The 20,990-nt window shown below is 40.1% G+C and carries 34 protein-coding genes and 1 tRNA gene; 4 read left to right on the forward strand and 31 right to left on the reverse strand.

What is annotated here, in order from left to right; translation table 11 throughout:
- Position 1: 1 nt before the first annotated feature.
- The 8 genes from SNE25_RS20975 to SNE25_RS21010 are packed head-to-tail and all read right to left on the reverse strand — an operon-like array spanning position 2 to position 4,375.
- Positions 2 to 433, reverse strand: coding sequence for a hypothetical protein (locus tag SNE25_RS20975; protein WP_321560960.1), 432 nt, complete (start codon positions 431 to 433; stop codon positions 2 to 4).
- On the reverse strand, positions 430 to 858 hold the full coding sequence (locus SNE25_RS20980) for a hypothetical protein (RefSeq protein ID WP_321560961.1): 429 nt from the start codon (positions 856 to 858) through the stop codon (positions 430 to 432). Before SNE25_RS20980 ends, SNE25_RS20975 begins: the two co-directional genes overlap by 4 nt.
- Positions 859 to 886: 28 nt before the next feature.
- Positions 887 to 1,174, reverse strand: a complete 288-nt coding sequence (locus tag SNE25_RS20985; protein WP_321560962.1) for a hypothetical protein — start codon at positions 1,172 to 1,174, stop codon at positions 887 to 889.
- Positions 1,175 to 1,196: 22 nt separating this feature from the next.
- A complete protein-coding gene (locus SNE25_RS20990; RefSeq protein ID WP_321560963.1) occupies positions 1,197 to 1,514 on the reverse strand; it encodes a DUF6706 family protein in 318 nt (105 codons plus the stop codon).
- 18 nt (positions 1,515 to 1,532) lie between these two features.
- The gene (locus tag SNE25_RS20995; protein ID WP_321560964.1) at positions 1,533 to 1,952 is read right to left on the reverse strand and encodes a hypothetical protein; all 420 of its coding nucleotides are present in this window, start codon (positions 1,950 to 1,952) and stop codon (positions 1,533 to 1,535) included.
- Complete coding sequence (locus tag SNE25_RS21000; RefSeq protein ID WP_321560965.1) at positions 1,952 to 3,034, reverse strand: hypothetical protein; 1,083 nt, start codon at positions 3,032 to 3,034, stop codon at positions 1,952 to 1,954. Before SNE25_RS21000 ends, SNE25_RS20995 begins: the two co-directional genes overlap by 1 nt.
- Position 3,035: 1 nt before the next feature.
- Positions 3,036 to 3,695 carry a hypothetical protein gene (locus tag SNE25_RS21005; RefSeq protein WP_321560966.1) on the reverse strand — a complete coding sequence of 220 codons (660 nt, stop codon included), beginning with the start codon at positions 3,693 to 3,695 and terminating at the stop codon, positions 3,036 to 3,038.
- Between the two features lie 5 nt (positions 3,696 to 3,700).
- On the reverse strand, positions 3,701 to 4,375 hold the full coding sequence (locus SNE25_RS21010) for a hypothetical protein (protein ID WP_321560967.1): 675 nt from the start codon (positions 4,373 to 4,375) through the stop codon (positions 3,701 to 3,703).
- Between the two features lie 217 nt (positions 4,376 to 4,592).
- On the opposite strand from SNE25_RS21010, the gene SNE25_RS21015 reads away from it, so the two are divergent.
- The 4 genes from SNE25_RS21015 to SNE25_RS21030 all read left to right on the forward strand — a co-directional run bounded on the left by SNE25_RS21015 (position 4,593) and on the right by SNE25_RS21030 (position 6,088).
- Complete coding sequence (locus SNE25_RS21015; protein WP_321560968.1) at positions 4,593 to 5,087, forward strand: hypothetical protein; 495 nt, start codon at positions 4,593 to 4,595, stop codon at positions 5,085 to 5,087.
- A gap of 63 nt (positions 5,088 to 5,150) precedes the next feature.
- On the forward strand, positions 5,151 to 5,324 hold the full coding sequence (locus SNE25_RS21020) for a DUF3606 domain-containing protein (RefSeq protein WP_321560969.1): 174 nt from the start codon (positions 5,151 to 5,153) through the stop codon (positions 5,322 to 5,324).
- 5 nt (positions 5,325 to 5,329) lie between these two features.
- Positions 5,330 to 5,644 carry a hypothetical protein gene (locus SNE25_RS21025; RefSeq protein ID WP_321560970.1) on the forward strand — a complete coding sequence of 105 codons (315 nt, stop codon included), beginning with the start codon at positions 5,330 to 5,332 and terminating at the stop codon, positions 5,642 to 5,644.
- Between the two features lie 228 nt (positions 5,645 to 5,872).
- Positions 5,873 to 6,088 carry a hypothetical protein gene (locus tag SNE25_RS21030; RefSeq protein WP_321560971.1) on the forward strand — a complete coding sequence of 72 codons (216 nt, stop codon included), beginning with the start codon at positions 5,873 to 5,875 and terminating at the stop codon, positions 6,086 to 6,088.
- A 19-nt stretch (positions 6,089 to 6,107) separates the two neighbouring features.
- Here the strand turns inward: SNE25_RS21030 and SNE25_RS21035 are convergent, their stop codons facing one another.
- The 23 genes from SNE25_RS21035 to SNE25_RS21145 all read right to left on the reverse strand — a co-directional run bounded on the left by SNE25_RS21035 (position 6,108) and on the right by SNE25_RS21145 (position 20,385).
- Positions 6,108 to 7,136 (reverse strand): hypothetical protein, encoded by a 1,029-nt coding sequence (locus SNE25_RS21035; RefSeq protein WP_321560972.1) that lies wholly within the window; start codon positions 7,134 to 7,136, stop codon positions 6,108 to 6,110.
- Between the two features lie 6 nt (positions 7,137 to 7,142).
- Positions 7,143 to 7,805: a hypothetical protein gene (locus SNE25_RS21040; protein WP_321560973.1), complete on the reverse strand. Its 663-nt coding sequence runs from the start codon at positions 7,803 to 7,805 to the stop codon at positions 7,143 to 7,145.
- Between the two features lie 9 nt (positions 7,806 to 7,814).
- Positions 7,815 to 8,183: a nucleoside triphosphate pyrophosphohydrolase family protein gene (locus SNE25_RS21045; RefSeq protein ID WP_321560974.1), complete on the reverse strand. Its 369-nt coding sequence runs from the start codon at positions 8,181 to 8,183 to the stop codon at positions 7,815 to 7,817.
- 208 nt (positions 8,184 to 8,391) lie between these two features.
- Positions 8,392 to 8,565 (reverse strand): hypothetical protein, encoded by a 174-nt coding sequence (locus SNE25_RS21050; protein ID WP_321560975.1) that lies wholly within the window; start codon positions 8,563 to 8,565, stop codon positions 8,392 to 8,394.
- Between the two features lie 2 nt (positions 8,566 to 8,567).
- On the reverse strand, positions 8,568 to 8,732 hold the full coding sequence (locus SNE25_RS21055) for a hypothetical protein (RefSeq protein WP_321560976.1): 165 nt from the start codon (positions 8,730 to 8,732) through the stop codon (positions 8,568 to 8,570).
- Positions 8,733 to 8,951: 219 nt separating this feature from the next.
- On the reverse strand, positions 8,952 to 9,380 hold the full coding sequence (locus SNE25_RS21060) for a YopX family protein (RefSeq protein ID WP_321560977.1): 429 nt from the start codon (positions 9,378 to 9,380) through the stop codon (positions 8,952 to 8,954).
- A gap of 22 nt (positions 9,381 to 9,402) precedes the next feature.
- Entirely contained in the window at positions 9,403 to 9,648 is a 246-nt protein-coding gene (locus SNE25_RS21065; RefSeq protein WP_321560978.1) for a hypothetical protein, read from the reverse strand.
- 154 nt (positions 9,649 to 9,802) lie between these two features.
- Positions 9,803 to 10,132: a hypothetical protein gene (locus SNE25_RS21070; protein WP_321560979.1), complete on the reverse strand. Its 330-nt coding sequence runs from the start codon at positions 10,130 to 10,132 to the stop codon at positions 9,803 to 9,805.
- A gap of 246 nt (positions 10,133 to 10,378) precedes the next feature.
- A tRNA-Met gene (locus SNE25_RS21075) sits at positions 10,379 to 10,452 on the reverse strand.
- 350 nt (positions 10,453 to 10,802) lie between these two features.
- Positions 10,803 to 11,024, reverse strand: coding sequence for a hypothetical protein (locus SNE25_RS21080; protein WP_321560980.1), 222 nt, complete (start codon positions 11,022 to 11,024; stop codon positions 10,803 to 10,805).
- A gap of 225 nt (positions 11,025 to 11,249) precedes the next feature.
- Positions 11,250 to 11,474, reverse strand: coding sequence for a hypothetical protein (locus SNE25_RS21085; RefSeq protein ID WP_321560981.1), 225 nt, complete (start codon positions 11,472 to 11,474; stop codon positions 11,250 to 11,252).
- Positions 11,467 to 12,921: a phage portal protein gene (locus tag SNE25_RS21090; protein ID WP_321560982.1), complete on the reverse strand. Its 1,455-nt coding sequence runs from the start codon at positions 12,919 to 12,921 to the stop codon at positions 11,467 to 11,469. The genes SNE25_RS21085 and SNE25_RS21090 overlap by 8 nt, the downstream gene beginning before the upstream one ends.
- Positions 12,922 to 13,622: 701 nt before the next feature.
- Positions 13,623 to 13,973 (reverse strand): hypothetical protein, encoded by a 351-nt coding sequence (locus SNE25_RS21095; protein ID WP_321560983.1) that lies wholly within the window; start codon positions 13,971 to 13,973, stop codon positions 13,623 to 13,625.
- Between the two features lie 202 nt (positions 13,974 to 14,175).
- The gene (locus tag SNE25_RS21100; RefSeq protein WP_321560984.1) at positions 14,176 to 14,367 is read right to left on the reverse strand and encodes a hypothetical protein; all 192 of its coding nucleotides are present in this window, start codon (positions 14,365 to 14,367) and stop codon (positions 14,176 to 14,178) included.
- On the reverse strand, positions 14,364 to 14,780 hold the full coding sequence (locus SNE25_RS21105) for a hypothetical protein (protein ID WP_321560985.1): 417 nt from the start codon (positions 14,778 to 14,780) through the stop codon (positions 14,364 to 14,366). Before SNE25_RS21105 ends, SNE25_RS21100 begins: the two co-directional genes overlap by 4 nt.
- Positions 14,781 to 14,800: 20 nt before the next feature.
- Complete coding sequence (locus SNE25_RS21110; protein ID WP_321560986.1) at positions 14,801 to 14,959, reverse strand: hypothetical protein; 159 nt, start codon at positions 14,957 to 14,959, stop codon at positions 14,801 to 14,803.
- Positions 14,960 to 14,961: 2 nt separating this feature from the next.
- On the reverse strand, positions 14,962 to 15,294 hold the full coding sequence (locus SNE25_RS21115; RefSeq protein ID WP_321560987.1) for a hypothetical protein: 333 nt from the start codon (positions 15,292 to 15,294) through the stop codon (positions 14,962 to 14,964).
- 2 nt (positions 15,295 to 15,296) lie between these two features.
- Complete coding sequence (locus SNE25_RS21120) at positions 15,297 to 15,782, reverse strand: YopX family protein (RefSeq protein WP_321560988.1); 486 nt, start codon at positions 15,780 to 15,782, stop codon at positions 15,297 to 15,299.
- Between the two features lie 224 nt (positions 15,783 to 16,006).
- Positions 16,007 to 16,681 carry a hypothetical protein gene (locus SNE25_RS21125; RefSeq protein ID WP_321560989.1) on the reverse strand — a complete coding sequence of 225 codons (675 nt, stop codon included), beginning with the start codon at positions 16,679 to 16,681 and terminating at the stop codon, positions 16,007 to 16,009.
- 188 nt (positions 16,682 to 16,869) lie between these two features.
- Positions 16,870 to 18,351 (reverse strand): PBSX family phage terminase large subunit, encoded by a 1,482-nt coding sequence (locus SNE25_RS21130; RefSeq protein WP_321560990.1) that lies wholly within the window; start codon positions 18,349 to 18,351, stop codon positions 16,870 to 16,872.
- Positions 18,326 to 18,799, reverse strand: a complete 474-nt coding sequence (locus SNE25_RS21135; protein WP_321560991.1) for a DNA-packaging protein — start codon at positions 18,797 to 18,799, stop codon at positions 18,326 to 18,328. The genes SNE25_RS21130 and SNE25_RS21135 overlap by 26 nt, the downstream gene beginning before the upstream one ends.
- A 435-nt stretch (positions 18,800 to 19,234) precedes the next feature.
- On the reverse strand, positions 19,235 to 19,657 hold the full coding sequence (locus tag SNE25_RS21140) for a hypothetical protein (RefSeq protein ID WP_321560992.1): 423 nt from the start codon (positions 19,655 to 19,657) through the stop codon (positions 19,235 to 19,237).
- 254 nt (positions 19,658 to 19,911) lie between these two features.
- Positions 19,912 to 20,385, reverse strand: a complete 474-nt coding sequence (locus SNE25_RS21145; RefSeq protein ID WP_321560993.1) for a hypothetical protein — start codon at positions 20,383 to 20,385, stop codon at positions 19,912 to 19,914.
- Between the last annotated feature and the right edge of the window lie 605 nt (positions 20,386 to 20,990).

Genomic DNA, 20,990 nt, shown 5'->3' on the forward strand with positions numbered 1-20,990 from the left:
TTTAAAAGTTATTGTAATACTTATTGTAGGATTCGTATCCTAGTTGCATACTCACAAACCAATTACCATCAGCATCCTTTAATAAGGTCCCCGGATCGGTTATCTGGGTATTGAATGTTTCTCGGTATTGAGCTTCGACCAATGGGATGATAGCCTTAGTGATAACATTCAGCTTAACGTAATTCGGCAAATATTGCACGCTCCCGTCCGGCTGTGTTGTTTTAACATTTGGCGCATAAACATTGATGTTTGGTGTGCCTTTCTGAAATGGAAGGTTGTTAATACCCAAAGCATTTACCACTATGTCAATTTTACCTGCTCGACCCGTTGGCCTGGCATCCGGATAAATGTTACCCCCTTCGAGTAGCGTTGTTACAGCGGCCACATTTATCAGACTGCGAACATCAGTTACCATATCAAAGCTGTTTTTCATTTCAGTATTGATCTTAATTCTGCTTCAATATTGTCACCAACTACGTGAGTAATTACGTCTTTCCTTTCCTGCCCTTCAATGCCTTGCCGTTCCACTAATACAGCATATTCCATACCTGCTACGATGACCAGTTGTACACCTTCATGAATGTCAATCAGTGTTGCTATCTCGCGGGCGTACTTTTCACCAGTATCAGAACCTTCAGCTCCTGTTTCCAGTGTTGGAAAGTAGGTTTCAACCACCTGGCCGTTATAGATGATCAGATAACCGATCGATGAGCGTAGGTTCCAGGTTATATTGCCGAAGCCTCCACCGAGCTTTGTTTTAGCGCGGGCTTTCTCAACAAGATCACGACCGGTTATGCGGAATGGCTCAATCAAGCTACGGAACCACTTCTCAGTTTCCTGTTGGATGTAGTCAGCCACATCTCCTGTTGTAAAATCAGCCTTTATACTAAACATCGATCCTATAACTTAATTGGCCCCGGTAAACGTCCATGACTTTACCTGAAAATTGTCCCGGCACGGTTATCTCTGCACCTACTTCTGGTAACTCAACTCCGGCGTCCAAGCGGATACGGCCGATCTGATTTACCTCGGTGTTATCCTGATTTTTGAACACCTTCACACCTCCTAAATGAAACCTGCAGGGCAATGATCTGGACTCACCAGGTTGACCCTCAATTGGATACCCTGTATTCTCATCTATCCCTCCCGGCGTACCGGCAGTTACCCAATTCATGATATGTGGCCTGAAATTCATACTACCATAATCTTACTTGTTTAACTGTTGGTGTTGGCACTGCGAATTCATCAGGGATTCCCCATTTTCTGCACAGTGAACTATACGCCCGAAGTAACACATCCCTTTGTGGTAACTTAATCCACACATCATCCTCAGTTACATCAGCACTGGTGATCAGAGTAAAAAGAAGCCCGGCCATGCAAACACCCACTGCCTTTGCATCACTCTTAGCGTATGTTTCCGACCCGTTCAGGTCATTATCAATTAACGCTTTCTCGATCGCGGTATCCGGCAAAGGAAAGTTTACGGTGCTGGTTAGGGCTTCTTTTATGGTCATGAGTATCGTGCTGTACGGTTATTTGGGTTCGATCAGTTTACGGCCCACCAGGTCGACTTTACGTGCCTCATCGAAATGAGATACGTCCTCGCCCACTTTATAAACCTTGGCAAAGTTGTTTTTATCCCGGAATTCGGTCACAACAACATGCCCTTTAGCTTTTTTTGCTTTAGTCGCAACTGGTTCTTTCACCTCAGGTTCTTCTTCCGGGTTCTTTTCGCCTTCATCTTTCGACCCCTCACGACCTTCAGAACTTTCATCAGGTGAATCGGTGCCGTAGTCGCCAGGCAAAGCAGCCAATATTTCATCGATACCATCAGCATCAAATGCTTTCTCGTCTTTGCCGATCTCAGCCCTCAATGCCACCTCGGACATTGTTGGTTTCAGGGGGCCATATTTCTTTACGGCACTCCCTAATGTTGCGTGGTGTAATCCCATTATCCTTGTATTTGGGTTGTATCTTGTAAATAAATTTCTTCAACACTATCGATAACCGGCACAACACGTGCTTGCATCTTTGTGTATTCAGAAACTGCGGGATCATTTTTACGGTACTTAGAAATAAGGTAAATTCCATCTACCAATTCGTAAGTGACGCCTGAAACCGGGTGGTTTTGCTCAGCTAACTTCGCGTAAACCAATGACCCAACCTGACCAGATGTAGTGTACACAATAGATCCGGCCTTCCATGGTTTATAAGAAGTCCTATCTCCATTTTTCTCTCTACGTATCGAGCGATCTACTGGCACAAAGATGAAACCGCCTCTTTTTTTGGCCAAAGTATTAAGTTGATCCAAATCCGGAACTGGGATATTTGTGCCTACAAAGTTTTGACCGAATGCATAAAGCTCTTTTGTCTGGTTTAAAGCGGCTATATCGTTTATTGTATCACTATCAGTATATGCTACTTGGATAGGATTGCCATCAGCTATAGCTTTTTCTTTAATGACTTTCACATCATCCCAATACTTGTAAGTAGGATCGCTTATAGCAGTGGTGACGCCAAATTTATGATCATCCAGATATCCATATTGTAAATAAATACCTGCACCAACATTGTCGGCATCTGTTACCAGAACTTCACCGGTGCTGAATCCTTCCAAAAAGCTACCTTCGTTTAGTTCATATGCTCCACCCAATACCTTTTTGGTATCCTTAAATAACACTGCAACTATTTGAGCTTCTGTAGCGCCATTAGCAATCAAAGAATCCAAGGCGGTTAGCTGCTTCTCATTAAGCCACAACTCCATTTGCATTTTTGCGATATCGCCGCTGGCTTTACCAAGTGAATCACGTTTTTTCAATGGCGAATCGCTATCCATTGCTACGTAGTCTGCCGAAACAAGTACGTTTTCTTGTATTAACGTTTCCCATTTGCCATCCACTGAAAACACAGGTTTTAACAGGGTCTTGTGTAGGTAAGGCAACGGGTTGGTTGTGTCGTTAAGATTTTTGGTGATCCTAAGAGTTACACCGGGTAAAAACTTTTGAACCCATTTAATAAATGCTGATTGTTCCATATTAGTCTGCTCTTTGATCGATTAATGGTACTGCCGTTTTAAATTCCGATGCTATTGTAGCAAAGTCATATGGGCAAGCAACCGGGTTAATAACTCCTATTGTCATGATAGCAGCAAATGCTTTTTTAGTTTCAATGCTTGCTATAAGAGATCCCTGATAGATATGGCCAGCAGGTAGTGATGCATAAACTGTAGCAGTGTTATCAACAGCTGTTAAAGCAAACTGAAACCCCGAACCGTTGGTGCCGATTGTTGAAGCTGCTGCTGATAAAATATCGCCAGCCCTGTACCCCGTACCGGCCGTGGTGATAGTTACACCTGTAACTGAGTTTCCAGCAACAACAACAGTCCCTTTCGCTCCTGTACCAGAACCACCAGTTAAACTAACATTGGTATATGTCCCGTTATTGGTATAGCCAGTTCCTCCTGTTATGCCACCAATTGAGGTTACGCCGCCTGATGTAACTACAGGCATAGGCTTATAATCACCAGAGGATGTCTCTTTGATTATTGGATGCCCTCCGCCTATTACGTCCGGGGCGAATCCAGTAACGTTAAGGGCTCTGCCCCCTCTAACCGTGGCAATAATTTTTACGATAGCGATGTTGTCGTTACCTGTGATTATTTGCGACGGGTCGTTGTTTAAATTGACTTGTGCCATCTTTTTTATAAATTATCCATTACCGCATCCAACTCCGTGTCAGATGCTAATTGTATTTTTTTAGCGTCGCCGCTTTTGCCTCCCGATGGCCTGTCCCCACCTAAACCACCGTTAGCTTCTTCCTGAATAGCACCGGCATGATCATCTTTTGTATCATCCATGAAACTTGTGAAGTCGGCATCATCCTTAAAGGTGATACGGTCAAATCGCCTAAGTTCACGTGCCTGATATTCGTCAGAGGTGCCGGCCATTGATTTAATGAACTGCTCCCTGCGGGTGGTTGTCACTTTTTCTTTGCCGAATGAGGCAATTTGCTCCTGTAAAGCTTTTGTTTGCTCGGCTTGTTGTTTCATGTAAACCTTCATCCATTCTGGGGTGTCGGTTGGCAATTCAACTTCCTCACCTTTAGCTGCCTTCTCAGCAGCTTCCTTATCGGCCTTTTCTTTATCAGTCTTAGCCTTTGCCTCTTTTGCCCTTTCGTGATCATCCAACGCGGCTATCTCTTTGAATGGAGTTAGTTCGTTGATGGTATCAAGGTTGGCATCGATAGCGGCATCGTCTGATTCTTCGGTTAAGCCCTTTTCAGCCCTGGTTACAATAGCATCGATTCTTTTTTGAGATAGGTTCACGCCTGCTGCTTTCACTTTCAGTCGTGCTGCGATCTTAATTTTAAGTGACATGTTTAAATGTTTTTTGATGTGGGTTACCCCGGTTTGCTTGTCGCTAAGTTGAATCCGTTAATTACGCGTCTACACCTTGCGGATATGTCACGAATTTACCTGTATGGGGTGGGGTGGTAAAGCAACTCGACTTTCGATTGATAGTTAGTAAGTGATCAATACCCAGTCTTCAAATTGTGAAGGTATTTAGTATCTTGCATAACTAAGCCAGATCAATATGCCAGATTATAAAAGAAGCTTCTTTGCTTTAAGAGTATCATTGCAATTAGCGCTTGCTATCATAACCTATTTAGCTATTGGCACGATTATGACACAAGTGTTTTTAAATGATAAAGTTGATACTATTACGATTTCTAATGTTGGATTCGCGGTTTTATTGACATTGTCAAATTCTTGTTTTGCTTGGGCAAGAACACTTGATGACAAAAAATATAAGCAATTGGGGTCTAGAATAAATGACAAGGCTATAACTGGAATGATAGCGGCAATCTGTTTTATCTTGGCATCCATATTAAAATATTTGGCAACTCATATTGAAAATGGCACAATTAAGCCTTTGGATAATCTTTCGATTCCATTCCTATTTTACAAGTTTGCCTCGTTAGCATTATTTGAAATAGCATTTATACAAACAGTAATTTTTTTATCTTATATAATAATTTATATAAACATTTACAAGCATAGAAGGAATAGCCTTGATCCTTATTTATAACCCTTTAAATAACTCACAATATATTGTATAAAACCAAACAATCGGTGCTGATGTTATACTATCATGGATGATAAGAATAAAGTTGGTTCACCAGACAAGGATCTGATCAACACACATGAAAATTACGAAGTAGAATATTGGGCAAAGAAATTTGGGGTAACACCTGAGGAGTTGAAAAGTGCTGTAAAAGTAGTTGGCAACTCTGCAAAGGCAGTTCAGAAACACCTTGGCAAGTGAATGCGATGAATATACCACCGGAAAACGTAATTAACGCCACTCTACATGGCGCGGCGTCATTGATACGACCGGTGGTATTTAAAGAAGGTGATTTTTATTGTTGTTTCTTTGGAGATGACCCGATAACTGGTGTAATTGGCTTCGGCGATACTCCTGATGAGGCGATTAATGACTGGAATATTAATTTCAAAGATCATCTTTCTGAAAATGGCGATGAAGATAGCATTGTGCAGCATGTTAAGGAATTAATTGCATCAGCCCCTCCCGCAAAACATGTTCAGGAGTTTTATGATCAGTTTAGGCCGGTGAAGCGGTCGTGACTTCCTCTACCTTCACCCCATTCTCCTTTATCCAGGGCTTCAACTTTACAAGATCATTGCCCTTCATCCAATTATGCTCACATGGGCATTCAGTTACCACATCGCAGAAGGATACGATATGAAAGGATCCGGTGGCTGTAATTAGGTTGAAGCGGCGGCGGGTTTTGCTCATGATAAATTTTGTTTTTTAATATTTATGCTTTATTTTAGAATACAAACCTTAACCCGATGGCACCACGTAAACCTTACAATCCAAACACTCAATACGGTAGAAAAAAGATAAGAGACGAAAACCAAGCTTGGCTGAACTCTCTACCTCCTGAAGAAATAGCAAAAATCAATGTTAACAATACCCTTTGGTATGTGATTTTACTTATCATTGTTGGAATTATAATTTATGCAGTTTCGGGGCCGTCTGGGCTATTGCATTGGGCCAGTCATTAAGTTATCGTATGCATGGCTATCATGGCTTAATTAGCTTTAATAAATGACGTGTTTGAGCGATTCTTACAGTTAATTCATAATAGAATTGGGTACCATTTTCTGATCTTTCAAGGCATTTAGACAACTCCACCATTTCTTTTTCAATTTCGGCCACGGCTTTAATGGTTTGTTGGGTGGATTGCCAACCTTCACATTCTTTCCAACCAGCTTTAAATATTGTACTTACCACCTCACTATCAAGATCGTCAAATTCTGGTATTGATGTTGAAAGCCCATAATCTCCGTATTTGAAATTCCAAAAATCTTCCTCTGCTTGCTCAGCACTTTCCCCTGCCAAGTTTTCATTTACAACCTCCTTTGAGTGGACTTTAATAATTGCAGATATTTGCATTTGATGCTTTCTACCATCTGAATCTTTAACAACGCATTCATGCTCGTTTATCCACTGTATAGTACCATTGCCTGTTACAACATCTGATTCGGTGTAATATTCGAAATGAACTGTATCACCTTCTTTTATTTCATTTACAGTAGGTTCTCTTTCCTTCTCAAGTTTATTAGTCCACAGCATGGAATAAAATGAAGCAACGTCATCCAATAGGGCAACCTTAATAGCATCCTTTTCATATTCCATCAATTCAAGGCAATCAATTTGATACCAGTCAGCATACCCATGTTTAAACGCAACTAAATCTTTAGCCTTAGATAACAGGTCTTTATCTTCATTTACAGTTGGTTTGAATTGATTGGCGTAGGCTTCCATAGCTTTCAGAATTTCTTCTTCATCCAATGGCATTATTCTTATAACGCCTTTATGATCAGGTAACCTTAATCTATTGGCATCAAGGATTTGCGCCGCCGTTTTTATACCGGCATTTTGGGTTGGTTTTAAACGATTACAGTTATTTAAAAACTCACAAACCTTTAGCGCTAAATCTTTATCATAGATTCTGCCTATTTCGGTTTCGCCGTTTACGGTTAGTATAACAGTGCCTAATTTTCTACCTACTCTGTATAGGTCGGCATTTTGGGTTGGTTGATCTTTCATGGTTAATTACTCTACAAGTTTTAATATTAAATCCAATTGGCTAACCTCTGTAATCACGCCGTTATAAACGGTTCGTGTATCTGCATCTTCACGTATGCAGCAGAATACTAAATTATCTTGCGGCACATAGGTACAATTGAAGTAAATAAACCTTTTACCATCACCTAAAAGCTGTGCAAAAGTCCTTCCGGCCCTATGCATTGCTTTTAATTTCCACGAAGATTGATATTTTAAATATCCGTTTTCATCTGAAATTAATTCATAACCTAAAGTTGCCAAGTGAGCAGGTTCAACCCAAAATGGTCGATATAACTTATCTGTCTTAATTGCTTCCCTTTCGTCAAGGGGGTTGTAGTGCATGAATTGGCGTAAATAATAACCACACCTTTTAGCTAATTCAATATCGCAATCGGGTGTATATTTCCATTCTTGGTTTGGCGTTTCCCTTGACTGCCAAACAGGTTCATCAAACAAACTGGCATCATAAATACCGTTCGGGGCATAGGTGGCTGGGTGGTTGGCGGGATTATTACGCCAAAGTTCCATATCTTCAAAATGAAAATTGAATCCGGTTTCGTAGGTGTTAAGGTGTTTTATATCTTCATACGGATTTTTCGCCACCATAACCCCTGCGGTTACTACCCAGGTTTTAACGTCTTGAATTTTCATAATAATTGACTAAAATTTTTTACCGTTTTCTTTTAATCTATTCTCTGGCTTATGATCATCCCGATGTTTGTTATATTCCATTTTCTCAGCCATAGCACCGGTTATATCATAACCCCACCTGCCAGCATAATCGAAAATTCTAATAACTGCATCTGCGAGCTCAACTTCTGCCATTGGCCTGTGTGGTAACTTATCGTCCATAAGGCTTTTTCGTTCTCCCTCCATGGCCTCGCTGATTTCTGAATGAATAAGGCAAAGCATTTCAGCCTTGTTTCTATCGAGAAGATCACCAGTTACAGGATCTGTGTGCCATCCTGCATTAAATGAATTTTGATAGCACAGTTGCACTACTTCAACTATAGGTGTATTTGAGTTCATAATAATTGACTTATGTTGATGTAAAAAATGATCATAACGATTATAAAAGCCATAAACCCACATATAAACATGCGTTTGGTATAAAACAGGGCATCATCAAACTGACCGAGTAATATCATTTGCCTTTCTTGCCTGTAATAGGATATAGCCTGGCAAAACGATAGAGTTAGTAAGAGGATAAGGAATAAATTTATCATGGTGAATATGGTTAATTGCAGTAAACTACAAGCTGCTGTTTTATCTCTTGAATGGTATCATCTGGTAAAATGAAAGTGCCGGACAACAATTCGCCTCGGCGCCGTTCCTCTGCCAGTTCGAGATCAAAAAGCAGATCGATGATAGGATAACGGCCTTGAAGTTTAGGATTTAGTGATGGTACCATGCCTATTCCTCCCCGATTATCTTTTCCTTCAAATCTTCCAGTACTCCCATAGCATAGGCATGCATCAATGATGATCCTTTACGGTTCTCATTATCAGCCTGGGCTTTTTCATCAGACTGAAAGTTGTATTCCTCGTTTATGAGGGTTAAAATTTGTTCTTTGTTCATTTCATCTTGTTTTTAATGTCCCGTAAATGATCTGCTATTACCCATAGTGGAATAGCAAGCAAACAAATGGATACGGATATCATGGCTCAACTATTGAATCGTGATCGTTATTACTTTCTGAAGGTGAAGGAGCATTGAACTCCTTGTATAATCGCCAAAACATGTATAGGAATACCCCAATGATGGCTATAAAGGTTATTAGTGCGATTGTTTTCATGATTATTTATCATTTAATAGTTCAGGATTTTGGTATATGTTACCGATGACTTCAAGCCACGAGGCATCACCATCATTAAATCCGTGATTTTGTACTGCCAAAGGCATACCTGATTCTGTGTTCTTACCGCCATACCAACAGCCGTTTTTGAAATAAACCAGGTATGGCCTTCCCTGTGCTGGCTCTGTTGTATATATATCCCCCTCATAAATATCAACCCCATGTATGTCTGTAAGGCCTGTACAGATGATCGGTATACAGTCGTGATATTTATAAGTTCCATCTTCAAAATTTTCCTTTATAGATATGCTTAACTTTGCGTTAACATCAAAACCTATAATAAGCTGAAATGGATGATTCATGATTGCACCAGACGATAGGTCAACCATACATTTGGCATCAGGCTGCCAAGCTTTAAGTTTTATATTCATGATTAATTGGTTTATTTATTAATTATTGTTCACCAGGGAGACGCTCATACGAGTATTCTATTGGATTGAAGTGGCCGCCTGTCATGGTTGCTAAATGAGAATTAATCTTTTCTCCGTTGTAAAGCCCTACCTCCTTCTCGCAATCTTTCAGCAATTGCACTGTCGCCTCTCGCTCCTGATCTATTCCGGCAACCGCTTTCAGTGCCGCCGTGACGCTGATAACCCCGTTAACAGCTGTGTTTTTTAGTATTTGTTGTATGGTTGTCATTGTTATAAATCTTCGTTAATGATTCTTTCAGCCTTTGAGTAAGTTATGCAGGGCTGAAACTGCATATTCGTCCAAAAGCAGAATAAGTATCTCTTTTGTGGCATGTAACCCCTGATTAATCCATTTTTATAAATGGTTTCAATGCGATACCGGTTCACGCTGATTTCCTCCTTTTAACCTTAGCATTATGTGAATACCTCAACCTGTTTGATCGTTTAGTACCACCACTGCCGTAACGCATGCCGTATTCTTTAGGAGTTAGGCCGAAGTCACGTACAGGCATTGACATATCAAGCCCACCAGTAACATCATTTACAGTAATATTTTGCTTAGCTTCTTTACGACGTGTTGTAGCTTTATATTCAACCGTACTGCTGTTCGTGACAGCTAATGATTTGTTAGCCTGAGCGATCTGTCCAGTGATTGCAAGGCCAGATATAGCTGCGGCTCCCATAATCAGGCCTTTTGTGAAATTTCTACGCATAAAATGAATGGTTTTATACCAACAAAAGCCGGTGTTACCCAGCTCATTTGTTATCCCGAATAGTTAGTCACGGGAATATGGATCATGCAACTTTAAAGCCTTTCCACGGTTCTTATTTATACACCTCACGTAGATTTTGGTGTTAGACTTTAATCGAGGGCCAGCCTTTACACCGGCCCAATTGTTTTGTCACTACCGATCGTGTAGCCGCGCAATCATCATATTGGTAATGCTTCCTTGATGTTGTTGCGGGAATCAGATTCGAACTGATGACCTTTAGGTTATGAGCCTAACGAGCTGACCAACTGCTCTACCCCACAATGTTGCCGGTCTTTCCCGGCTGTCATTACTCGATTTTCATTTCGGGTGTAACTCCCTGCACATGTATTCCACCCATGGGATGGTAGCTTTGCTGCCCTTTAGGGTTTTACGTTTCCATTGGCTACTAATGGCCTTGCCTTTCCAAGGTGTCATCGGTTACTCCTTTTTAGCCACCGAAAACTTGCTAAGTTGCTGGAGCTGCATCCCTATGATATCCGTCATCTCATAAGGCGTGATTGTTTCTCTTCAACCCCAAACCCAATAACTCGTAAAGGGTAATCCGTATCAGCTTCTACGGCGGAAACCAGCTTCTTTCAAACCGACTTACAAGGATTGCCCTACGCGGTTGTTATTGTTTAACACCTTCACGTCCATTACTCCACATGATGTAATCCGAAACGTGATCTTTTAATATATCAATAGCTGAAACATCAGATGAAAAGGTTTTAGTTTTCCAACCACCTCCCCAAGGTGTTCCTGGTTCATCACTCGAATAAAATATATTACAGTGAGTTAATTTATCCTCAATTATAAATTCCAATCGTTCAATTGTAGTGTGTGCTGTTGCCATATATATGATATTGTTGTTGTCAAATTAAGGTAGCCGGATGGTGTATCGCATGCTACCTTTCCATGTAAAAAATTAGTTTTAACTAAGTAAGATCAGTGCCCCTAAACACTGATCTTTACCAATTCCCTATTCACTAAATCAATTACAATACGAATATAAAACAAATATTCTTATTATTCTAATTTTAGAACAAAATAATTGAAATTAATTTTTCCCCACGTTTTCTTACTTAGTGAACTGATTGTTTTCAATTCCCATTTTAAGATTAAGATCTGGGCTCGGTGAAATTTCAATAGAATAATGATCGCTGCCGGATGCTGCCTGTGAAAGTTCATAAAGTATTCCAGTTGGCCTAATGGTAATAGCAACAACCATCCGCTGTAACTGATCAGGATCAGTTTTAAGGTAAACTATGTCACCCAGGTTATATTCTGTAAAGTGGTTATGCATTGCCTCCTCCTTTCGTCACTGGCACCGGCGCCAACTTAGCAGCCTCCGCAGCTTCTGCCTTGATGCGATCATACTCGGCCACCGGATCTGACGTGAACGCCAGCATGTTCACAGCCGTCTCCTTACTCATTAACCCTGCCCCCACCAGGCTAACGATATTTGCATACTCCTCGGTTAAGTTACGCGGGAGTTCTATTTTAAATTTAGGTTTAACAGGCATACTGACGGATGATTTTACACCTACATTAATCACTGCCATAGCGGCTTTCAATAAGTTTAAATGCCGCTGCCATTCCATGCCCAAATCGCCATCCTGATTAGATTTTGCTTTATTGGTTGCTGGCAGGAACATCAATTCAATTGCAACACCTGGTATATTTGAGCTCCCCTCAAGTTGCTCCATAGAAATTTGAGGCGTGGAAGTTTCGTCGTAAATATCTCTTCTTAGATTTTTCCGTTCATCGGTAGCAGATTGCTGGGCCCCTTTGGCCTCCACATACTTCAAGTCGCCGCCATCAGCCATCTCAAATACTTTGCGAGTATTCTGCTTGTCGCCGCCTGATTTTGCAGTAATTTGACCTGTTGCGGCCAATATTGGGAAGGAACTAATCTGATTTTCGTCAGCCGTATCACTATCGCCCTCTTCAACGCGTTCTATCTTTGGCAACACATCGGCATACTCTGGCCTTTTTTGACCATGGTAAATATAATTAGCCTTACCGTATGGGATTAGGGTTTCTTTCTCAACTTCCCAACCTGATGTGCCAGTAACGTAGGTGATATATTTATCGGATAAGAACAGATCCATCTTGTTGATGTCCTTTTCATCAATACGAACAGTATACTGCCTCGCGCAACTGATCATTTCCTTATACTGGTTGTAAATGGGGATGATAATATCACCATCCTCAGGAGAAAACACCGAGCATCTCATTTTAAACTTGCTGGTCGATGGCGCTATACCCTCCCAGAATCCATCTTCTGCCGGTACTGAATACCACACCACTAAACACTGAGTGTAGTTTTTCTTCAAACGATCGATCTTTTGGGCGGTATAGTTAAGTTTATTGTCCTCCCAGGTGCGCTTCAACATCGCTACCATTGTTTCATCGGTTGCTTTAAATCCTTCGCGAATAGTGGCATCAATCTCAATACCGCCACTCAGGTTCATTCTAACTGCCCAGTCAAGGATCTGCTTTTGGGTAGATGATGGTATCCGGTGAACATCCCTGTGCTCTGTTCTGTAAGTTGGCTTCCCCTCATTGTCGAGTACCCCAGTGGCAATGTCAATTTCTTTCCACGGCCTGTATGCCAGATCTTTCACGACCTTGTGATCTTCCGGCTCGATATCGTAAGCGTATTCAGGTATGACAGGTGCCAACGCCTGGATAGTAGATACAAGTTTTACAGGTTCAGATAAAAGTGAGGTGATTTCGGATAATTCCATTAAACAAAAATACCCTACGGTGTGCAGGGTATTTTTGGGATGGGCTTTCTATGTGGAATTGGTAAGTTGCAGCCTATATGCGTGGTACGTGTCAGTAAGCTGCCAACCTATCAAATAGAAATCCCAACTCTCGTAATAGCTTGATCTGTTGCCGTACATCCCCGTGGGTATCCTGGCTATCAAGCAATGTGTTTTCAATCTGGTAAACTAAATCTCTGGATTTTTCTGGTGCATAAAGAGAGATAACATTATCAATCTCTTCAAATGGTATGTGTATCAAAGCAGGGTAATTTAAAATAAAAGTAATGACGTGACATTTAATCTAAGCAGCTCCGAGGGGTACGAAACCCTGATGCCACGCAAAGACATAGCCACGCCATAGCTGGCGTACTTGTATTGCGTTGCGTGGCATCTTAATTTTCGTACTTTCGGAAAGCAGCAACGTGTTAAGTACAATATTTTAACTGTACAAAGTTATGGGTTTATCCTGATCTATTCATATCGTGTTATTTAAATTAATTGGTAGTTATTACTACGATATATAATTTAAGATGTTACGATAAAAATTAAATCATTTGTAAGTATTTGTTTAACAAATAATTAATTTTATGCCTTGGGATTACTTGGAAGGATTGGAGATATAAGAAAAGCCAGGCTATTGAAGCTGGCTTTCTGGGTGTTGATGTAGGGGTATATTAATGTTATATCATCGGCCACGGAATGATGTTAGACACTCGTTCGCCATTCCTTCGGATGTAGGTGCCAATTCCGGATTGGGTGAAAACATCGTATCCCGCCTTTGCAAACTTTGCCTTCGTAGGCTTGCCTTTGATAATACCATTTGAAATTGCATCGTCGTACACAATTTTAAATTGAGCCTCTAAGGCTTCATTAAATTGGCGTAATATTACCTCAGATTCCTCATACATCGATTCCATGAGCATTTTTACTTTTGCATCCAGTTCCGGATTTGGCTTAAGCATTTCATCTATTTGCTTCAACTCTTCATCGGTAAGTCGCTTCATTCTTGGTATATCTCCGAATTTTGTCATGGTTTGATTTATTTTGATATCTTCCAACAATCATAGAAGTGTAGCCCTGATTCCCAAAGGTCATTGAATCGCTTCATCCTGGATTTGTTGAATATTGGCCAGATGATGGTAAGGAACAGGGTATGTTTGATTCGGCATTGGATGAACATGTGATCATGCCTGCTTATCTCGTATAACACCTTGCGTCTCTCTTCTATCGTTTTCATAAGTCATAACCATTAAGAATATCCGATACCTTTTCATAAAGTAACACAGAATAATCATTTGGATTGTTTTCCTTTATTTCGCCAATATTGTTTACATGCCCGTCTCCCCACTCGCCTTCAATACGGCATGCAGCATCATTGATGTACTCTAATATTTCTTTCAATAATTCTTCTGAAATCTGTTTCATGCTATTAAAGTTAATTCTTCACCAGTCAAGGCAAAGTAAAGGTTTTGAAGTTGGTGGACGTATTCCAAGCCAATGCCATATGCTATATGCTGAATATTGTCATACTTTCTGACGGGGTAATACTTACCATCTTGAAAAGATAGGCTTAAGCGCCCAAATTTAATGCAATTTACGGGGCCCATATCAGCATACCTTTCGGGTAGTGAGTCGTCTTCAAAACCAAACTTAATTAACCAATCATCTGTTAATTCAATTGGTTGAATACCTTTACCCATGGTCCAAGTGCACCCAATAGCAGATCCTGATGATTGATATAGCCCTCTAATATCTTCATTAGATATTTCGATTATCTTAGCATACTCAGTAGTTATACCTTTAACATAATTTCCAATCCTTAATTCCCTTGCTTCCATCATTCAAATATAAAAATACATCACCCAAAAATAACTTCCAAAGTAATATTAAAAATAGCAGACCAGATGATGACCAATATGGTGAGTGCAATGAACTGGCGAGGTGACATATCATCCTCAATAACTGATTTAGTATGCTGTTTGATCTGTGTGCTGATCTTTCGTAATAGTGTTGCCATGGTTAGTTTATTATTGCTTTGTTAATTGCGTTACGTGCTTGTATTACTTCTTTTTCTTCTTCTGGATCCCAGTTGCCACAGTCACCAGAGTTGACTAATTCGGTGTATCTTGTGAGTAAGTCTTGCAGTACTGTTAATAATTCAGGGGCGGCGGCTATTAGTCTGGCGTTGGCTGCTGTCTGTGATATTGATACACCCAAAACTTTATTTGGTATGATTGTTCCAAATCTTTGGGCCATTCCACCGGTGTTTACTACCAACTCGAATGATTCCGGATATCCAGGTCCACATGATTGCACTTTCCACGGGCCCGGAGTTCCTTTGAATTGTTTCATGGTTATTTATTGGTTAATAATTCAGGTTGTTCGTAGATGTTGCCTATTACTTCAAATGATTTATCTGAGTGAAAAGAGAGATAGAAGTAACGCTTAGAAATGTCTTTTGCATTTTCATAGCCTTTTTTTAAACATTTAATGCTGAATGCACCTCTGTCAGTATATTCAACGTTACCTAAATCGGTGTATGTTTTCTCCCAAGAATATCCCTCGGTATGAACACACTTGACTATATCCCCCTCATAAATATCAACACCATTTCTGTCTTTTAATCCTGTGAACTGCATGATTTCAATTTGCTCGTCGGTTATGCAGTAATGTTCCGGACCTCCATCATCAACACCAATTTCATTTCGGTCATCAATCAATTCACCATAACCAAAATTAAAATTAACATCAAGCACAAGTATACTTGGTTGATATGGTACTATTTCGTCAAGCATGACATTGAACCTTTTATCAAAGGCTCTGAATTTGATTTCTCTCATATAATTGCTTTTTACCACCAAATCCCCGACTTTATCTCAGGCCGGGGTGATTTTTCTTAATAATCTTGCTAATACAACATGCTTAACACCGTCTTCAAACTCAACTAACATGGTTGATAATGGCGATCGCCTACACTTGCCATCAGGGCGCCGTACTGCTTTGCATGGCTGCCTTGTCAATAACGGGCAGGTTAGTTTATCGCCGAGGTAGATGTAATCCATAATCATATCCCGACAGACGCATCCCACGATATCAATAGCTCAGTTTTGCCATTAAATTGAGTTCTATCAGCATCAACTTCATTAACTGTTTTTATCTCAACACGGACACCATCGAGCAATATGCTTACGAACGACTCTCCGTTACCGGTATAATGATGTGTTCTTGTTTTCAGACCAGCTTCATTAAGAGCATTCAATAATGGCACTGCAGCTTTATTGGCCACAAATTCGCCATCACCGAAGTTCACTACTTCGTAATCAGGTGTCAGCTCATGGTGGTGATTGCAATATTTGTAGGTATCCACAACAGGCAGGGCTACACTCGCTAACCTTGCCGCCTTATCACTGGCAATATTTTTATCAACATGGTCAATAAACAACATAGGCCGCTTTATCATTTTACGCATATCTCTATGGCCTAATTTGTAGCTGTATTGGTAGATGAAAGTTTCTAAACTGTTGCCTATGCCTCCTATACTTATCGAATGGTGCATAATGTAACGCTGTACAGCTTTTTTAATACCAGCATTAGTCAAGAATCTTGAATGAACCTGCTCATCTTGTATAGCCTGCGTAGCCTTCCATTTTGAAACAGGGAATTGAAAGTAATCGGTACCATCAGGGCGTAATACCTGGTATTCGCCACGTGATACTTTTATAATTTTGTAGTCTGACATTTTATTTACAACAAACCCTCAACTATCCTTTCACGCCTTCGAACTCGCTACTCAGATAATTAAGGGTGTAAATGTTTTTGATATTAGGCTATAATTCGAAGGCTGCCTAAAGTGAATTAAAGGTAAGTATAATATTCTATTTATTCTAATTTTAGAATAAAATAATTTTACACTGCGGGGCGGGCATCCTACACCCCACTCAACGCCCTCACCCCCAGCCCCTTTTTCTTGTTGATGAAGGCTAGGTATTCCGTAGCAAAGTTGTGCGTGATCAGGTACCTTTTCGTGTCGCTCGCATGGCCAAACTCCTGGTAAGGTATTTTAGTTACCGGATGCTTAACCACCTTTTTAAAGATCGTACCATCTGAAGCCTCCTGGGTATACTGGTAATCGTAAATTGACTTCTTACATATATCCGAGATTCCAATGGTGATACCACTGGCCCCGGTCCGGGCATATATCTCATTGATAAAATTCCCAGATTGTACAACACTCGGGTTAACAGATTGGATGCGCAACACAGGGCGGTATTCCTTCAAGTTACTCATGATATCGGTAAAGTAATTCTCACCTTTTTCCTTTTTAGTATCCTCTTTAATCGACGTCCGGTCACCACCAACAAATAAACCGGCAACCTGATCGGCTGGGTATCGCTTCTTAAACTCAGCTGCAGCATGAATAACCCGGTTCTTAGGGTCCTCTAAAAATATTTCATCGATCTGCTGCGCATGTTTTTCTTTTAACTGCCATACAGTCCAGGGGATATATGGATTAACGTTTTCGTCACATGATAACCATATCGGCAATGATTTATCCCACCCGATTTTATTGACGTGCTCAGCAGCTTTAAATTGCTTCCAGAACTCTCCACCGGTACGAAGCTTACCCCAATCACCTAAACCATAAATCCGGTAATATTCATAATCGGAAAGTTTATCCTTTTCAAAATCATCAATGGTGTGCTGGTCTACGAACCCTCCAATCTGAACCAGCTCACCGGCCTCATTTACTCCCCACTTACCTACAATGAAAATATTGTCCAGGTAATTGGTTTTCATGATCACCAGGTTACCTTTTTCGTTAACCCACATACCGGCGATATCTGTTTCAACCTCGGTTAATATCTCCTGATCGAAAACTTTTGTTTTAATCCAATGCTCTTCTGATACCGGGTTAAATATGCCTATGATCTGTTGCCCGGCTCTACCACGCAAACGTTTTCTGATCTGCTTTAAATCGGTTTCATCAAACTGGCTGATCTCTTCCAATACTACCCTTTTAAAGTTGGCAAGTCCCTTGATCTTTTCGCTATCATCCAACCCACGGAATCGAACGTATGAGCCGGTAATTTTGCACTGGATGTAGTTTTGTTGGCAGATGAAATAATCATCCAATCCCCATGATTTAATTATGCCGGTAAAATCGCTGTAAATGGAGTCTTTGATGTCAACTGCATACTTACGCAGCACCATCGTGTTTTCATCAGTAGCCTCCAACATCCGAATGATGATCAGCTGAACAACACTGTAGGTTTTGCTTGCAGATGATCCGCCGTAAATCCAAATAAACCTGATGGCCAGGTTAAGAAAGGCAGCCTTCAGGTGCCAAAAGACATTATTGAAAATGTCGGGATTGAAATCGAATTTAAGCTCCCTGGTTGTTTTCGCCATATCCCACTTTGATCACAGTGTTTACGTTTGCGGTGACATCAACCTCTGTATTGTCTTTAATACCATTTATTCTTGCAACCAAGTTGGGATTAAAAGCTCCTACCATAGCCCCCTCAATTTGCTGAGTTAAAATAATTTCTTCCGCCCGCGTTATGACATCCGAAAAATCATCACTGCAAGTCTTTTTAAAATCATTAAAGTAATGCTTATTGCATCCTAAATACAAGCAGAGACCTGTCATTGTGTATGGCTTTGCTGTAGGTATTGAAATTATTTGCCCGGCAAATTCGCCGCCCTTAATAGCCTCTTTATTCATCCAGGGGCTATCATCACAATAAGCAAGATATTCCTCTACGGCCTGCATGAGTAACTCAGGAGAGGCAAACAACTTATCTCTCCCATGCTTACTTCTTTTCTTCCAGAATTGATTACCAGACGGTGCTGCCATTTTATAATTTATTTATTTCAAGATAGCCAGAGGCATATCCATTATATTTTTTTGTGTAAGTTTTTAGACTGCTACAGTTTCCATAGCCTGAGCAAATAATTTTCCCTTTTTTGTAAGCTATCCAATGGGCTGCAACTGATCTACGTAAACCACTGTCAATTGGCGGCCCATACCATCCAACTGCTATTAAACATAAATCTGGCAGTTTAGTATCGGCCGTAATCAACTGCATTCTTTGATCCGAGTGATACCCTAACTTTTTTAAAGCAGCTGCCACATCCTTTGTGCCTGTACCTGTCTTACGTTTGTTACCCCCCGGCTTTCCAAAAGCTATGATACTTTCCTCTGGTGAAATGCCTAATAGGTTTGCTATAGCGTACTGGCCGCATAATCCGGTATTTTCAGGTTGAATATGAACGGTGCGCCCGGGCATGGTCAGAATAATTCTATCTGTTGACTTTTAATGGAAAACTTCTCAAACCCCAGCAACACAGCGCTTATTTTTTCCTGATAACTTTTACCCTTTGAGTATGCCCTGGCTGCGTCTTGATAAAAATTACAAACTGTTTCGTTATTCCATCCCATTATCTGACACATAACCTTACGAATTCCGTTAGGGGCCCTATCCACGCCTTGCCCCAACAAAGTGGCGGGTGCGTACGCTTTGTAGGCAACAGCCATGAATAAAATTGATTCATCCGTACGATCTATATCTGGATAAATATCTTTTATGGCTTTATGGATTTCAGGTAGGAACTTACTGGGATTGTTAAGCATCGGCTCACAAACCTTAACCGCATTCCGATAAGCCTCCGGATCGTTCTTGGCAATTACTTTTGCCAGGGTTGAATATTTCATTGCCATACGCTGCTGATTGATATTTGGTTTTTAACAATTATTTCCATGGCTGCAATTTTTTTATTTCTGTGTAATCGTTATTAAATTCAAGTTGACCATTTGACAGCTCTGTGTGCTGCTCTATATACTCCCTTGCCGCCCAGATCAGATGTAACGGATATCTTGCCTTCCAAACATCTATGACCTCCCCTGCCTTCATTTTGTCGAAGTATTGGGTGTGGGTTGGGGTTAGGAATGTATAAACCGGTTCCATTTTAGGCGGCCCTCTTCTGCAACCTTTTAATTTTTAAAGCCTCCAACTCCTTACGGTACATCTCTACATTTTCAGCTATTGAGTAAGGCGATATAAATCGTTTAAAGCCATCCAATGATTTACCTTGAATAATGTACCTTACAAAATATATTATCTGCTCAGATGTACGGAAAATGTAGGTATCAAGTCCGTGAACCTTATGCTGGGCATGAATAACTTTTTGTTCAGCCGATACATAACCTTCATGTTCTTTAACTTCGATTAGGTATAGTTTTCCGAACCAAATAAAGTGAAGGTCTTGAATGCCTGGTACAACGCCCTGCCCTTTAAGAATTGAAGCTGTTTTTTTATCCCGGTAACCTCCGTTAGGCACGTGATAAAAGCATCCGTAAGTTTCAGGAAACTCGTTCCTGATCTCTGTTACAGCTATCTGTTGAATTTTAGCTTCCGAAAAATTAATTTCTAAACCTGGCATTGGCTTAATTGACTATAAACCAAAGATAAGAAATATTCTTCTTATTCTCAAAATAGAATTTTTCGTTCCAGAAAAACAAAGTTCGTTCCAGAAAAAAGTGGGGTTAAATATATAAAAAGGGCATTTTTGGTTTTTTGGAACGATGGAACGACAAATTTCCCTATTGTACCTTATATAAATGTAAATGTGATTACGTAAAATAAATTTTACAAAACACTATAAATTTTATTTTATAAAATATTTCTTACACATATATAAATAGAAAAAGTTCGTTCCATCGTTCCAGATATAAAAAAACAACGTTTAAACACAGTTAAAAGGTGTTTTTAGTGGAACGAATTTGTTAAAATTGTTCGTTCCAGGTTCGTTCCGTGGTGGCAGTTTCCGTTCCAGAAAAAAGTGGATTAAAAAAAGTTTGTATTTAATGTTATGATAAAAAATCGCATTTATATACATTTTAAGAAGGTTAAGATCAATACATTAAATACAAACACTTATCAATTTTCTAACATATGTTGGATAGTATGATGTAAGGAAGTACCTTTGCAAATTTTTTTGCAATTTTTTTCGTAAAATAGATATAACAATTTGTATGTTTGCTTCGT

The sequence above is a fragment of the Mucilaginibacter sabulilitoris genome, assembly GCF_034262375.1.
GTDB classification, from domain to species: domain Bacteria; phylum Bacteroidota; class Bacteroidia; order Sphingobacteriales; family Sphingobacteriaceae; genus Mucilaginibacter; species Mucilaginibacter sabulilitoris.